The 14,246-nt window shown below is 60.5% G+C and carries 10 protein-coding genes; 5 read left to right on the forward strand and 5 right to left on the reverse strand.

The features are described 5' to 3' along the window. The 5 genes from AFIDRAFT_RS11470 to AFIDRAFT_RS11490 form a co-directional block, all read left to right on the forward strand. Positions 1 to 385, forward strand: a 385-nt coding sequence (locus AFIDRAFT_RS11470; protein WP_040298383.1) for a potassium-transporting ATPase subunit KdpA, incomplete at its 5' end; no start/stop codon positions are given. A 24-nt stretch (positions 386 to 409) separates the two neighbouring features. Then, the gene (gene kdpB, locus AFIDRAFT_RS11475) at positions 410 to 2,482 is read left to right on the forward strand and encodes a potassium-transporting ATPase subunit KdpB (RefSeq protein ID WP_009339574.1); all 2,073 of its coding nucleotides are present in this window, start codon (positions 410 to 412) and stop codon (positions 2,480 to 2,482) included. Between the two features lie 11 nt (positions 2,483 to 2,493). After that, positions 2,494 to 3,096: a K(+)-transporting ATPase subunit C gene (locus AFIDRAFT_RS11480; RefSeq protein ID WP_009339575.1), complete on the forward strand. Its 603-nt coding sequence runs from the start codon at positions 2,494 to 2,496 to the stop codon at positions 3,094 to 3,096. A gap of 20 nt (positions 3,097 to 3,116) precedes the next feature. Then, a complete protein-coding gene (locus AFIDRAFT_RS11485) occupies positions 3,117 to 5,795 on the forward strand; it encodes a DUF4118 domain-containing protein (protein ID WP_009339576.1) in 2,679 nt (892 codons plus the stop codon). Next, positions 5,792 to 6,487: a response regulator gene (locus AFIDRAFT_RS11490; protein ID WP_009339577.1), complete on the forward strand. Its 696-nt coding sequence runs from the start codon at positions 5,792 to 5,794 to the stop codon at positions 6,485 to 6,487. Before AFIDRAFT_RS11485 ends, AFIDRAFT_RS11490 begins: the two co-directional genes overlap by 4 nt. Positions 6,488 to 6,538: 51 nt before the next feature. Here the strand turns inward: AFIDRAFT_RS11490 and AFIDRAFT_RS11495 are convergent, their stop codons facing one another. The 5 genes from AFIDRAFT_RS11495 to asnB form a co-directional block, all read right to left on the reverse strand. Then, positions 6,539 to 7,885 (reverse strand): lipopolysaccharide biosynthesis protein, encoded by a 1,347-nt coding sequence (locus tag AFIDRAFT_RS11495; protein WP_009339578.1) that lies wholly within the window; start codon positions 7,883 to 7,885, stop codon positions 6,539 to 6,541. After that, entirely contained in the window at positions 7,878 to 8,684 is an 807-nt protein-coding gene (locus AFIDRAFT_RS11500) for a nucleoside/nucleotide kinase family protein (RefSeq protein ID WP_009339579.1), read from the reverse strand. Before AFIDRAFT_RS11500 ends, AFIDRAFT_RS11495 begins: the two co-directional genes overlap by 8 nt. A 19-nt stretch (positions 8,685 to 8,703) precedes the next feature. Continuing rightward, positions 8,704 to 10,236, reverse strand: coding sequence for a nucleoside/nucleotide kinase family protein (locus tag AFIDRAFT_RS11505; protein WP_009339580.1), 1,533 nt, complete (start codon positions 10,234 to 10,236; stop codon positions 8,704 to 8,706). Positions 10,237 to 10,313: 77 nt separating this feature from the next. Then, positions 10,314 to 12,242: a polysaccharide biosynthesis tyrosine autokinase gene (locus AFIDRAFT_RS11510; protein WP_009339581.1), complete on the reverse strand. Its 1,929-nt coding sequence runs from the start codon at positions 12,240 to 12,242 to the stop codon at positions 10,314 to 10,316. After that, positions 12,239 to 14,245, reverse strand: a complete 2,007-nt coding sequence (gene asnB / locus AFIDRAFT_RS11515) for an asparagine synthase (glutamine-hydrolyzing) (protein WP_009339582.1) — start codon at positions 14,243 to 14,245, stop codon at positions 12,239 to 12,241. Before asnB ends, AFIDRAFT_RS11510 begins: the two co-directional genes overlap by 4 nt. Between the last annotated feature and the right edge of the window lies 1 nt (position 14,246).

Genomic DNA, 14,246 nt, shown 5'->3' on the forward strand with positions numbered 1-14,246 from the left:
CTATCCGCCGGCGGTCGCTTCGATGGCGAATGCCGGCCCGCACGGGTTCAGCGAGGCGCTTTATGCCTACACATCGCAGGCGGCCAATAACGGCTCTGCGTTCGCCGGCCTGACGGGGAACACGCTGTTCTATAACGTCAGCGGTGCGATCGCGATGTTCATCGGTCGTTTCTGGATGATCATTCCGGCGATGGCGATTGCAGGCTCGCTTGCGCAGAAGAGAACCGTCGCGGCCTCGAGCGGCACGTTCCCGACCACCGGCGGTCTTTTCGTCGGCCTGCTTGTCGGTGTCATCATCATCGTCGGCGGCCTGACCTTCTTTCCCGCGCTCGCGCTTGGCCCCATTGCCGAGCATCTCGCGATGCAGGCCGGTCAAGTCTTCTGAGGATCATCGCCAAGGAACACCGTTATGGAAACATCGAAACTCCGCAAGCGTTCGGCCGCGAATACGCTCTTCGATCCAAAGATCGTCGTGCCGGCCATCGGTCAGGCTTTTCTCAAGCTCGACCCGCGCACGCTCGCCAGAAATCCGGTGATGTTCGTGCTCGAGATGGTGACGGTGCTCACCACGATTCTGCTCGTGCGAGACATCGCCATGGGCGGCCAGAACATCCTGTTCGAAGCGCAGATCGTTATCTGGCTATGGTTCACCGTGCTGTTCGCCAACTTCGCTGAAGCCGTGGCCGAGGGCAGGGGCCGTGCGCAGGCCGATACGCTGCGGAAGACGCGCACGCAGACGCGCGCCAAGCGCTTGCTTGCTGCCGATAATCCCGAGCTGTTCGAAGGTATCATGGCGGAGGAGCTGGAAGCGGGCGATCTCGTTGTCTGCGAGGCGGGCGATATTATCCCGGGTGACGGTGAAATCGTCGAGGGTATCGCTTCGGTCAACGAAGCGGCGGTGACGGGAGAATCCGCGCCTGTGATCCGGGAATCCGGCGGCGACCGGTCCGCGGTGACGGGCGGCACGACGGTGCTCTCCGACCGGATCGTGGTGCGGATCACGTCTTCGCCCGGTACCTCGTTCCTTGACCGCATGATCAAGCTGGTCGAAGGCGCGGAACGTCAGAAGACGCCGAACGAGATTGCGCTGACGATCCTGCTGGTCGGCCTCACCATCATTTTCGTGTTCGCCACGGCTACGATCCCGAGCTACGCGGCCTATGCAGGGGGCGCGATCTCCATCGTGGTGCTGGTCGCGCTGTTTGTGACTCTTATTCCGACCACGATCGGCGCACTTCTGTCCGCTATCGGTATCGCCGGCATGGATCGTCTGGTGCGGTTCAACGTGCTTGCGATGTCGGGCCGGGCGGTGGAAGCGGCGGGCGACGTCGATACGTTGCTGCTCGATAAGACCGGAACGGTGACATTCGGCAACCGACTGGCGACCGAGATCATTCCCGTTCCCGGCGTCAGCGAGCGCGAGGCAGCGGAAGCAGCACTTCTTGCCAGCGTCGCGGATGAAACGGCGGAAGGCCGCTCCATCGTGTCGCTGGTGCAGGAGAAATATAGTGTGACGCGCGAAGATGCGACGTCGAATGCCAGATTCATCGAATTCTCCGCCAACACACGTTTGTCGGGCGTCGATACCGGCGAGCGGATGTTGCGCAAGGGCGCTATCGACTCCGTCCTGAAATTCGCAAGCCAGGCTGGTGGGCAAAATCTCGTGGAGCCTCCGGCGTTCCGCGCAGCGGTCGACAAGATCGCGCGGGCAGGGGGTACGCCTCTGGGTCTTGCCGATGGCGGCAGGCTGCTGGCGGTGATCCATCTCAAGGACGTGGTGAAAGCGGATGTGAAAGAGCGCTTCGCCGAATTGCGGCGGATGGGCATCAAGACGGTGATGATCACCGGCGACAACCCGATCACCGCCGCAGCGATCGCGTCGGAAGCAGGTGTTGACGATTTCATCGCCGAAGCCACGCCAGAGGACAAGCTGCGCTATATCCGCGATGAGCAGTCGCATGGCCGGTTGATTGCGATGTGTGGCGACGGCACCAATGACGCGCCAGCACTGGCGCAGGCCGATGTCGGGGTGGCTATGCAGAGCGGCACGCAGGCCGCGCGAGAAGCGGGCAACATGGTCGATCTCGATTCCAATCCGACCAAGCTCATCGAGATCGTCGAGATCGGCAAACAGCTTTTGATGACGCGCGGAGCGTTGACGACGTTTTCGATTGCAAATGACGTGGCGAAGTATTTCGCCATCATCCCGGCGATCTTCCTCGCGTTCTATCCGCAACTCGGGGTGCTCAACATCATGCACCTCGCGACGCCGCAGAGCGCGATCCTCTCCGCGATCATCTTCAACGCGTTGATCATCATCGCGCTCATTCCGCTTGCGCTGAAGGGCGTTGCCTATCGCCCCATCGGTGCGGGAGCGCTGCTTCGCCGCAACCTGTTCGTTTACGGCCTCGGCGGGCTGGCTCTGCCGTTCATCGGCATCAAGGTGATCGATATGCTCGTCACCGCATTGCAACTCGCTTGAAGGAGGTTTCCATGTTGAAGGAAATCCGTCCCGCCCTCATCGTTCTGCTGATGCTCACGGCCATCACGGGATTGGCCTATCCGCTGGCCATCACCGGATTTGCGCAACTGGTTTTCCCGGTACAGGCAAGCGGAAGCCTGATGGAACGCGATGGGCAGGTGATCGGCTCCGAATTGATCGGCCAGCAATTCGCAAGCGACAGATATTTCCATGGCCGCCCGTCCGCGACGACGGCGCCAGACCCGAAGGATGCGAGCAAGAGTGTGCCGTCGCCTTACAATGCGGCGAACTCGGGCGGCTCGAACCTTGGTCCGACCAGCAAGGATCTTGCCGAACGCGTGAAGGCGGATGTGGCGAAGCTGAAGGCGGAAAACCCGTCAGGATCGATTCCGGTCGATCTGGTCACCACATCGGCCAGTGGGCTCGATCCGCATATCTCGCCGGAGGCGGCATTCTTCCAGGCTGCACGCGTAGCCAAGGCACGGAACATCCCCGAAAGGACGGTTCGGGCGCTGGTCGCGGGCCAGACCGAAGGGCGGCTGTGGGGTTTTCTTGGCGAACCGCGTGTCAACGTCTTGAAACTTAACCTCGCACTCGACAAGTTGACGTCGTAGACATTCCGCACTGGAATTTCATGGCCACCGAACCGGCCCCACGCGCATCGCCCGATGCATTGCTCGCCAGAGCCCGGAAAGAAGACCGGGGCCATCTGAAGATTTTTCTTGGCGCGGCTCCGGGTGTTGGCAAGACATATGCGATGCTCACGGCCGCCCGCGCGGAAAGCGCAGGTGGCCGTGATGTCGTTGCCGGGCTGATCGAGACCCACGGCCGCCGCGAGACGGAAGTCCTGACCGAGGGGCTTGAGACGCTGCCGCGCAAATCCATCATCTATCGCAATCAGGTCCTGCGCGAGTTCGATCTCGACGCGGCGCTGAAGCGGCGGCCCGGCCTGCTGCTCGTCGATGAATATGCCCACAGCAATGTGCCGGGCAGCCGCCATCCGAAGCGCTGGCAGGATATCGACGAACTGCTGAAAGCGGGCATCAATGTTTGGAGCACGCTCAATATCCAGCACCTCGAGAGTCTCAACGATGTGGTGCAGAAGATCACCAAGGTACGCGTGCGGGAAACCGTGCCGGACATGGTGTTCGACAAGGCCGATGAAGTCGTGCTGGTGGATTTTCCTGCCGGTGAATTGCTGAAGCGTCTCGCCGAGGGAAAAGTCTATGTGCAGGACACCGCCGCGCGTGCGGTCGAGAGCTTCTTCAAGCCGCAAAATCTGACGGCCTTGCGCGAGCTGGCCCTGCGCCGGGCGGCCGAGCGCGTCGATGCTGATCTTGTCGAGCGCATGCAGGCCGAGGCCATCGAAGGGCCGTGGGCGGCCGGCGAGCGCATTCTGGCCTGTATCGGTCCAGATCCGATCTCTCCCGCGGTGATCCGCACGGCCAAACGGCTTGCCGACCTAATGGATGCGCCATGGATCGCCGTGACAGTCGAGCGGCCGGGCGTCAATCCGGACGAGGAGGCTCGCAAACGGCTTGACGAGGCGATGGCGCTGGCGCGCTCGCTCGGCGCGGACACGGAGACTCTGACGGGAGCGGACATTCCCGCAGAATTGTTGCGCTTCGCGCGGTTCGAGAACGTCACGCAGATCGTGGTCGGGCGTTCGCGCAACGGCTTCTTTAACGAGCTGCTGCGGCGTTCGCTGCCGCATGAGTTGGTGCGGCGGACGCAGGACATCGCCATTCATCTCGTGACGCGGGATCGCGAGGCTGACAAGCCCCGGTGGCGATGGCGGCTGCCGCCGCTGAATGCCAATGCGACGGCCTTTGTCTCGGCAACAGCGCTGGTCGCCGTTGCAACGGGTATTGGCACGATCCTGACCGATCTGACGACGATCCCGAACCTTTCGATCGTCTATCTGTTGGCGGTTCTGCTGACCGCTGTGAGATTTGGCATCTGGCCGGCGATTTACGCGTCGGTGCTGTCGTTCGGGGCCTACAATTTCTTTTTCATCAATCCGCTTTATACGTTCACGATTGCGGAGCCTTACGAACTGCTAGCGCTCGCGATTTTCCTGCTGGTCGCGATTATCACTTCGGCCGTAGCGGGGCGCGCCCGGTATCAGGCGGGTGTATCGGCCAGTCGGATGCGGGCGATGCGAAGGCTCTACGAGTTCACCCGGCGTCTCTCGGGTCTCGCGACTCCCGATGCCGTTGCCGAGGGTGCGGCGAGCGAGATGCACATCAGTCTCGCAAGATCGATCGTCGTTCTTCTGGAAAATCATGCGGATCTCGACCTCGTGGCGGCTTGGCCGCCGGAAGACAGCCTCGATGCCGCCGCGATGACCGCTGCCCGATGGGCCTATCAGCACAACGAACCCGCTGGCGCCAATACGGGCACGCTGCCGACGATCCCCTGGTATTTCATCCCACTGCGTTTCGGGGAAAGAATGCTCGGTGTTGTCGGCGTCGCGCGGGAGAAAGATCAGCGCGATCTGGATTCGGAGGCTCTTGCCCTTCTCGATACACTGGCCGAACAAACGGCGTCGGCGCTGGATCGCGCGATGCTGTCGCGCGAAATGGTCAGTGCGAAAACCGCGACAGAGGCGGAAAGAGTGCGCAACACCATGTTGGCCTCGATATCGCATGATTTCCGCACGCCGCTGTCGTCGATTCTTGGTTCGGCGAGCAGCCTGCTTGACTACGGGGAGAGGCTCGATCCTGCCGCGAGGAACGACCTGCTTCAGCACATCAAGGTAGAGGCCGAGGGGCTGGATGAACTGGTGCGCAACCTGCTGGCGGTGACGCGCATCGATGCCGGCGCGCTGGAGCTGCGCCGCGACTGGGTCGATCTGCGTGAAATCGTGCAGCGGATCGTCAGTGCCGCACGGCGGCGGGGAGCGGCGCAGAGCTTTACGATAGGGCTTTCCTCGGACCTGCCATTGATCCGCGCCGACGCGGCTTTGATCGAGCAAGCGGTCGGCACCGTTGTTGCAAATGCCGTCGCGCATACGCCGCGCGAGACGATCATCACCATCGAGAGCGTCATAACTGAAAATGAGATTGAACTGATGATTTCCGATAATGGCCCCGGCATTCCCGCAGAGGCGCTGCCGCGCATCTTCGAGAAATTTGTTTCGCTGGGGGCAGCCTCCAGCGCGGATGGCGGTCACGGAACGGGGCTTGGGCTTGCAATCGCCAAGGGCATTGCGGAGGCTCACGGTGGGTCTGTCGAAGCGCAAAGCCCGGTAGCTGACGGCCACGGAACGCGCTTTATCCTGCATCTGCCGCGTGAGAGGGCGGAGCCATGAGCAGCAGGACCCGTGTTCTGATCGTGGATGATGAAGCTGCCATCCTGCGCTTTCTGAAGCCCGCGCTGGAAGCCAATGCTTATGAGATTTTCGTCACCGCGACGGTTGCCGACGCCATCAAGCAAATCGCCACCACCACGCCCGATATTGTTTTGCTCGATCTTGGATTGCCGGATGGTGACGGGAAGGATGTGATCGGGAAAGTGCGCGAGTGGTCGGACGTGCCGATCATCGTGCTCTCCGCGCGGGAGCGGGAGGTCGAGAAGATCGAGGCGCTCGATAAGGGCGCGGACGATTACGTCAATAAACCGTTCAATGTCGGCGAATTGCTCGCCCGGATGCGGGCCGCGCTGCGTCACCGGATGCAACGCAAGGCGGAAGTTCCCGTTCTGCGCATCGGAATGATCGAAATCGACTCGGTTCGTCATCGCGTGACGCGCGGCGGCGCGGAGGTCAAACTGACGCCGAAGGAGTTTGATCTTCTGTCCTTTCTGTCCCGGCACGCCGGCAGGATTGTAACCCACAGGCAAATCCTCGCGGCGGTGTGGGGCGCGGCCCATGTCGAAGATACGCAATATCTTCGCGTCTATATCGGCCAGCTTCGGCAAAAGATCGAGGACAATCCGGACGACCCGAAACTGGTCCTCACGGAGCCGGGGATAGGCTACCGCATTTCAGAAACAGTCCTGTGAAATGTCTACCAGCCGGGTGCAGCGATGCCGCGTGGCTCTAGCTGCGAGGCATCATGCCGGTGCTCCTTTGGCCCTGAAAGCCGATTGAAGCATGAAGATCGGACTCGGCAGAAGTCCGAGGCGCCGCCAGATAAAGGCTGCCATCGCGACATTCCAGATCACGAGTGTGATCGTTGCCGAGATCGCCGCGCCGATCAGCCCGAACTGGTTGACGAGGGCGGCGCTCAGAAGAATGTTGAAGAGAGCGCTCAGAATTAGGAGAAGTGCCGCGATCCGCTCGCATCCGGTCATGGTCAGGATCGATAGTTGCGAGCCACAACTCGCGGCGAGAACCTGGCCCAGGAGGAGGACATGGAGAGCGGGCACGCCTGCGTCATAGGCTGGGCCGAACCATGAGAGGAGCGGTTCTGCAATAATGGAGAGTGCGAGCGCGCTGAGAGCGGCGCCGCACAGTGTCCATAAGGCGATCCTCGCAGTCAGGACTTGCAGCGCGTGGTGCTGTTTCCTGACAAAGAGGTCGGAGATCGTCGGTGCGAGCAAAGTGTTGGCAGCGGTTCGCGGCAGAGCCACCAGAAAGGATATGCTGAACGCGAGCGCGTAGATGCCGGCCTCCTTGGTCAGCCCGAGCCAGCCGAGCACCAGCACGCCGCAGCGATTCAACATCGCTTCGGTGGCGGCAATCGCCACGAGAGGCAGGATCGTCTTTCGCCAGATCGGTATATCGTAGCTTGGCGCTATCCCATCGATCTCTTGCGGATGAAGCCGCCGGACCGCGAGGCTCGCGAGGACAAGGGCCATGGCCGTGCTGGCGAGGGTCGCCATCATGACCAGAGGGGCATCAAGACGCCATTTCAACACCTGGCTTAAAAGCACGACGATGCAGATCAAGGCGCCGTCGCGGATCATGCGATCCGGCACCACGGCCGACAGAACGCCGCCGAATGCGCGGACGATCGAACTTCGAATCCACAGCAGCGCCCAGACTGGGACCAGAACAAATCCGGCGAGAAAGGTGTTTCGCAATTCCGGAGATATTTCCCTATTCGGAATCACGACGGCGGCTGCGCCAACCACAACAACGATTGCGCCGGCGACCGCCATGCGTTGTTCCGAGTACCGGATTACGCCGCGCAGCAGGCTCCATGCCTGATTGGCACGATAGGCGGATACGAAGCGCAAGAGCGCGATATCGAAACCCAGTGCGGAAAAATAGGCCAGCACGGTGACCCAAGCGAGAACGTAGGCGTAGACGCCAAAGGTCTCGGCGCCAACGATCCGCGCGATCAGGAGCTGCGAGCATGCGGTCAGTCCGGCGCCGGCGACGTAGACCGCAAGCGCCGCGATGCCGCCAATGGTCACGCGCCGGATCGATCCGCTGCCAAGGACCCTGTCAAACATGAGGAAGGCCCTCGCTGGAGAGATTGCCCCAAAGCGCATGGGATGTCTGATATGGCGGGCGCAGTACCATTTTGATCTGCTCGGCGGTCTCTCTTACCGCATCGTCCAGCGAGCCTGGATCGGATGAATTGATGCAGGTGACCGGCTGGCCCCGTTTTCGAAGAAGGCCGAGGAGATATTCAAAGAGTGGGTGTTCTTCGCTGTTCGTTGCCGGATCGACTTCGAGCATGCGCTCGACCGGGCCTTGGAAGCGCTGCCGGTTGTGAAGGCGTGCGGCCAGAATATCGGGAGACGCATCGAGCTGGATCAGCAGATCTGGTTTCGGGATGATGTCGAGCGCGCGCGCGATCAGCGTTTCGTCGGCCGATGGGTGAGAGAGTACAAGTGAGCAGACCGCCTGAATGAAGGCTTGGTCGAACAATGTGATGTGGCTTGAGTTGGAAGCCATGTGCCAGGAATGGGACAGGCGGAGAATGTATTGGCTCAGTCTGACCGACGAGAGAAAGTTCTTGGGCGGGAGTACCTTTAACAGGCTTGCCGCCGTGCTGAGATCGTTCCGATAGGCAAGCGGGTGAAACGTCATTGTCAGAAGTTCAACGACAGGCCTCACCAGACGGATCGCTACGGCAGCCGTTGGCGCGGATATCGGATGTTTGCGGGAATCCGTCGGTAATCGTTCGGCCGGCCGGTAGCTGAGAACGAGATCAACGTTTTGATGCTGATTCTGGAGTTCAGCAGCCAGTGCGCGGGCAAAGGTCGTCTTGCCGACGCCTTGTGGGCCAAAGATCTCGACAATCATGAGCGAGCTCCATGAGGGCCTACAGAAGATCCCATATTTCGGATTTGATCCGGCGTATCACATCGGGCAACGGCTGCTCGGCGTCGATGGTGACGACACGTCTCGCCTCGAAGGTGAGATGCCGTAACGTCGTAATGCGTTCCCGAACGATCGATGGGTCCATATCCGGTTCGCGCAATAACGCCGTTTCCGGCGTAACCTGCAGCTTGATGACGAGATCCGGCGGTAGACGTTGCGCGAGAAGATACGCGGAGGCTTCGAGGCGGCGAAGCCAGCGTGGCGCGCGGGGAACGCGGTTGAGAAGCGGGCCGTCGTTGAAGCTTGGCGTTTGGTTTTGGGGATAGCGGTCTGTCAGCACGATCAGCCCGCGGTTGGCGCCGCGCCGCGCGCTCACCAGTTTGTTTCGCTTCTCCCTTGCGACGACGAGCGCCCAGACCGTGAGAAGCACACTGTATAAAAAGCCCGGCTCCCGGTGTGACATTGCACCATGGGACGCACCCTTCGGTCGCGTTTTAAGGGCGCTTGCGATGAGCGGCAGCATCATCTTGAATGGCCGTAGCAGAAGCGATGGCCTGCCATCTCCGGTGCCGAAATACATGGGAATGGTGTCGATCTCCGATCCAAGCCATTCATGGATCGTGGTCACGGCGGTCGATTTTCCACTGCCATCGACGCCGACAATAGCGACGATCATGCCGCCGCCCGGCGCGCGCCGGCTCCATGGCCGAGGCAGATAAAGAAATTTCTTGTTGATGCCTCCGATGGCCCAGTACATGGCTCGTACAATTGTCCGCAGACGAGCCTCGATCGCGCCGTACATTCGATAGGGCGCAAGGAATTTTTCGACTTGACGCCTCAGGACCGACTGATCTTCCAGCGGCTTTTTGTCGCGAAACGCTTCGACGAGTTCGGTGGCCAGGCGTTCGTTCATCAAACGGGAGGCCAATTCGTGGAGTGCGATGTCGTCGACGCGGGACGCAAGAGCCATGCGGTCCAGGGAGAATTTGCGTGTCGTGGAGGTCCAATGCCGCCATGTCACCAGATCTCGACGCCGTAACTCCAGGCAACTGCGGACGACTAGCAGGAACGCTTCGCTGATGGGGTCGAGTATCCTGATCGGGAAAGCCGGGTGCCGAATGGAACGTGCAATGATCACGTCTTCCCACGGAAGGCGATAGTTTTTCAGCAGCCGTTCGCCTGATATCAGGCGGAAGTGCAGATGAACGTGCACCAGTCGTCCGATGAGACTGTCATGGCCGAGGAAACTCAGAACGGCGGGGTCATCCCGGTAGGGGGCGGACGGAAAAAGCTTCAGACTGCATTCTAGCAGGATGGCTTCGCAGCGATGTTGATCCTTCCGCGCGACAAGAAGATCGAGGTCGCTTTCGCCGGTCAGAACGGAATAAATGCTCCTACTGCTTTTCCAGAAACAATAGGAGATATCGGCTTTCTGAAAGCCCTCAAGAACTGCGAGAAAAACAAAAGAGATTGCGCTCTCCGAAGGAGGCTGCGCCGTCGGTTCAAGTTCTTTATGGATCTTGATCGGCCTCATGATCGAATTGCTCCGGCTTCAAGAGCATCGCTGGTGGGATGTTCTGTCGCAAAATCCGCCTTCTGCCATGGCCAGGATTAAGTCGGGCGTGAATAGTAGTTTTCGTATGTCACCAGCGCCTCACCTGCGTCGCCATAGCGATAGGTCGCGTGCATTTTCAGGTCGACCTGCGTCAGAAGAGCGAGAGGAATGTCGATCCCTTCGCCGCGGCGATTGGGGGCGCGCAGCAAGCCGATCGCATTCTGTGCAACCTCGCGCCGGGTGCTGCCCCATTTGACGACAAAGACGACCTTGTCGGCCATCGGCGCCAGCAGTCGCGATTCGACAATTCCGAGGAGGGGCGGCCCATCAATGATGATGCTGTCGTAACTCTTGCTCAATTCGCTCAGGAGAAGTGGAAGCCGCTGGTCGGCGAGGATCGGCAAAGCATCCAATGGAGACGTCGGCATGGCGAGATAGTCGATTCCAAGATCGGGAATATGCGTGGTGATGTCCGCCGCGGACTGGTTGCGCAGAAGAACATCGAAGATTTCTCCCGCGGTGCTGTCGCCAAGCTCGCGCGAGACAGACGGCCGCTTGAAATCGAGGTCGATCATCAGCACCCGCCGCCCCAGTGATGCGGCGCAGACGGCAATGCTGACGGCAGCCGTCGTCTTGCCTTCTCCGGGCACACTTGAGCTGATCAGAACGGTCCGCGGTGCACGTTGCGGCGTTGTGAGCCAGAGTTCGCCGACAACCGAGCGGATGGATTCAGTGTAGGCGGAGAAAGGCTCGGTCAGCATATGCTGATGAGGTTTCACATTGCGTATGTCGGATAGCCGGGGAATGAAACCGACGCAGGGAATCCCGAGGGCATCCTTGACGTCGCGTTCGCTGCGCAAGCCTCTGTCGCTTTGCTCCATGATCACGGCAATGAAGCTTCCGCCGACGAGAAGAATGATCAGGGTCGGCAGGATAAATAAAATCGGATTGTGGGAGCTGGGCTGGTTCGGCGGCGTGGCGAGAGAAACGATTCGAGCAATCGACCCGATGTCGCCTCGCTGGCCGATAATTTCCCGCTCGCGCCTTTGCAGGTTGGAATAGATCAACGCGCTTGCGGCCGCCTCGCGTTCAAGTGCGCGAATTCGTGCATTGGCGTCTTGCGCTCCCTGGCTGCTTTGATCCTGCGAAGCCTGGGGCGGGCTGCGGGCTTCTTTCTGGGCGGCTATCGCGCTCTGGGTGGCGGCGTTGCGCGCCTCGGCTATCCGATCGCGAAGCAGTGCGAGTTCGCGCGACGTGTACTTTGATTTCTGGTCGTTCTGGCTGTCGATATACAGTTGCACGGCCTTGTTGACGACGATTGCTGATTCTTCAGGGCTCTGTGATGTGTATCGGACGACGATGATTCGAGAGCGGTCTTCCTGAGCGACCCGCAGATGCCGCTCAAGATCTTCGACATCGATGAGTGTTCCATGCCGATTCCTGAAGAAGGTTCCGATCCAGATGTGAAGGCGGCGGTTGAGTTCGCCTGCCCATGAGGCGTCTGCTTCGGCTGCGGGCTGCGTCGGAGGGGAAGGCAAGGCCGTGGTCGCGGCGGCGGTGCGCCGGGACCGTTTCGCGGTGGCGATGAATTCTGGATCAGCCAGCAGGCTCTTGACGACACGCTGAAGCTGATCGTGCGATGTCAGAAGCTTGACTTGCGTATCAATGGCGGAATCCTCCGAAGCGGGTGAGGCGGAGGCGCCGCTGGCACCCTGGGTCGGTTCGACGATGATCTGGGCTGCGGCAGTATATTTGGGGGCGACCAGCAACGCTGCCGCCGATGCCAGCAGCGTTCCGCACAATGCGATCGTCAGGATCAATCTCCGGCGCCGCCGTAATGTGTCGAGCAGTTCGATCAGGTAAAGCCCGGAGGTAGCCTGCGCGTCGTCGGGTTGGGTGTATCCGGAATTGTAGATGTTACGGATAGGCTGGATGTCGGAGGCGATCCTGTACGCGATATCCCTATCAATGTGTGTCCAGTTCATGACTCAGCCTCCACATGACATTTCACCGCTGGCGGATCGAGCACAGGCAGCGAGGGACTTGTATGGCGGTTCGCATCGAGCCAGGATTGAACCATCAGGACGGACCATAAATAGCGCGAGCGGTCGCGCTGACCGGTCAGGTGTTCCTGCCAGCATGCCTGGACACTTCGAGAATCGATGAGGCCATCGTCGCGGATGCGGCGCATATCGAGCAGCCCTTGCGCCCACTCTCGCAAGGGGCCGCGAAGCCAGAAACCGATCGGCACGTTGAAACCCTGCTTTGGCCGCTCGAAAAGATATTCCGGCAGATAGCGGCGCAGGACTTGCCGCAATATCCATTTGCCTTGTCCGTTGCGAACCTTCAGGGCTGTCGGCAGTCGCCAAGCGAATTCGACCACGCGGTGATCGAGGAAAGGGCTGCGTGCCTCGAGGCTGGCCGCCATGGTCGCTCTGTCGAGCTTCACGAGAATATCCCCGACGAGATAGCTGGCCATATCGCAATACATGATGTGCGATGCCGCGTCGGATAGATCGGGGATGTCTTCGTGTTCAAGCAGCCCGAAGGATGCCGTCTGGCTTCCGCGGGAGAAACTCATGAGCCGGTGGTAGAGTTCGCCGTCATTCGTGACGTTGAGCACCCGCGCGAGCTTGTCCAGATTGTCCTTGATGAGAAGCGCGCGCATGTCCTCGGAGAGGGGCAGACTGCCGAACCACTTTTCCCACGCCTCCGGACTTCGCATATGAAATGCCGAAGCCATCATGTGGCGCAGTCTTGCGGGCATTTTGAAGAGCAGCCCCAGACGCGCCATCGCGATATGGCGAGAGTACCCGCCAAAGCATTCGTCCCCACCATCGCCGGACAGCGCGACCGTGACGTGCTGTCGTGCCAAACGGGACAGAAGCAATGTCGGTATTTGCGATTCGTCCGCGAATGGTTCGTCCCATACCTGCGGAATGTCGGGGATGACGGCGAGAGCCTCATCCGGCGTGACCCTGAACTCAGTGTGTTCCATGCCGAAATGCCGCGCGACCATCGCGGCGTGATGTGCTTCGTCGTAGCTCGACTCGGCAAATCCGATGGTGAATGAGCGAATGGGCTGCTGCGATTGCGCCTGCATCAGCGCCGCGATCATCGAGCTGTCGATTCCGCCGGAGAGAAACACGCCGAATGGAACGTCGGCTTTCATGCGCTGCTGCACGGCGTCCCGCAGCAATTGGTCGAGTTCGGTTTCGAGATCTGCGGGATTTTCCGTCAACAGGTTCCGCTGACCTGCCTCCGCAGTGGCGGCGAGTTGCCACCAGCGCCGGACCTGTCGGCGCAGATGAGGGAGGCTGCCGGTTGCGACGTCATCGGCGGTTATTGAGAGGATCGAGCCGGGAGGGAGCTTGAAAACGCCCTCCCAGATACAACTGTGATCGGGAATGAAGCCGTATTGCAGGACCATGGCGATCGCATTGCGATCTATCCTTGGCTCGAAGCCGGGATAGGCCCGGATGGCCTTGAGTTCGGACGCAAAGACGATGCCGTCCGGAACGATGGCGATATACAGAGGCTTCTTCCCCATGCGATCGCGCATGAGGTGCAGGGTACGAGCTCGTCGATCCCAGACGCCAAGGGCAAACATGCCGGAAAATTGCGGCAGAGAGGCTTCGATGCCGAAGCTCTCGAACGTGGCAAGCATCACTTCGCTGTCGCTGTGGCCCCGGAAACGATGATGGCTCTTTTCCAGTGTCCGCCGCAGCTCCGCGAAATTGTAGACCTCGCCGTTGAAGCTCATGACGAGATTCTTGTCGCGCGACAGCATGGGCTGCTTTCCGGCCTCCGAGAGATCGACAATCGAAAGCCGTCGATGGCCAAGGGCGATGCCGCCTTCTACGTCGATCCAGGTGCCGCTGGCGTCGGGGCCGCGATGCTGCAGGGTTGCAGTCAACTGTGCGATTGTCGCAAGTTTGCGCGGGTCGGATTTCTCGGGATGCAGAAAGATGCCGGCAATTCCGCACATG

The organism is Afipia sp. 1NLS2 (genome assembly GCF_000178995.1).
Taxonomy (GTDB): Bacteria; Pseudomonadota; Alphaproteobacteria; order Rhizobiales; family Xanthobacteraceae; genus Afipia.

Excerpts from the sequence above, each read along its gene's own strand:
- kdpB (WP_009339574.1), top strand. The coding sequence starts at position 410 with ATGGAAACATCGAAACTCCGCAAGCGTTCGGCCGCGAATACGCTCTTC.
- AFIDRAFT_RS11480 (WP_009339575.1), top strand. The coding sequence starts at position 2,494 with ATGTTGAAGGAAATCCGTCCCGCCCTCATCGTTCTGCTGATGCTCACG.
- AFIDRAFT_RS11485 (WP_009339576.1), top strand. The coding sequence starts at position 3,117 with ATGGCCACCGAACCGGCCCCACGCGCATCGCCCGATGCATTGCTCGCC.
- AFIDRAFT_RS11490 (WP_009339577.1), top strand. The coding sequence starts at position 5,792 with ATGAGCAGCAGGACCCGTGTTCTGATCGTGGATGATGAAGCTGCCATC.
- AFIDRAFT_RS11495 (WP_009339578.1), bottom strand. The coding sequence starts at position 7,885 with ATGTTTGACAGGGTCCTTGGCAGCGGATCGATCCGGCGCGTGACCATT.
- AFIDRAFT_RS11500 (WP_009339579.1), bottom strand. The coding sequence starts at position 8,684 with ATGATTGTCGAGATCTTTGGCCCACAAGGCGTCGGCAAGACGACCTTT.
- AFIDRAFT_RS11505 (WP_009339580.1), bottom strand. The coding sequence starts at position 10,236 with ATGAGGCCGATCAAGATCCATAAAGAACTTGAACCGACGGCGCAGCCT.
- AFIDRAFT_RS11510 (WP_009339581.1), bottom strand. The coding sequence starts at position 12,242 with ATGAACTGGACACACATTGATAGGGATATCGCGTACAGGATCGCCTCC.
- asnB (WP_009339582.1), bottom strand. The coding sequence starts at position 14,245 with ATGTGCGGAATTGCCGGCATCTTTCTGCATCCCGAGAAATCCGACCCG.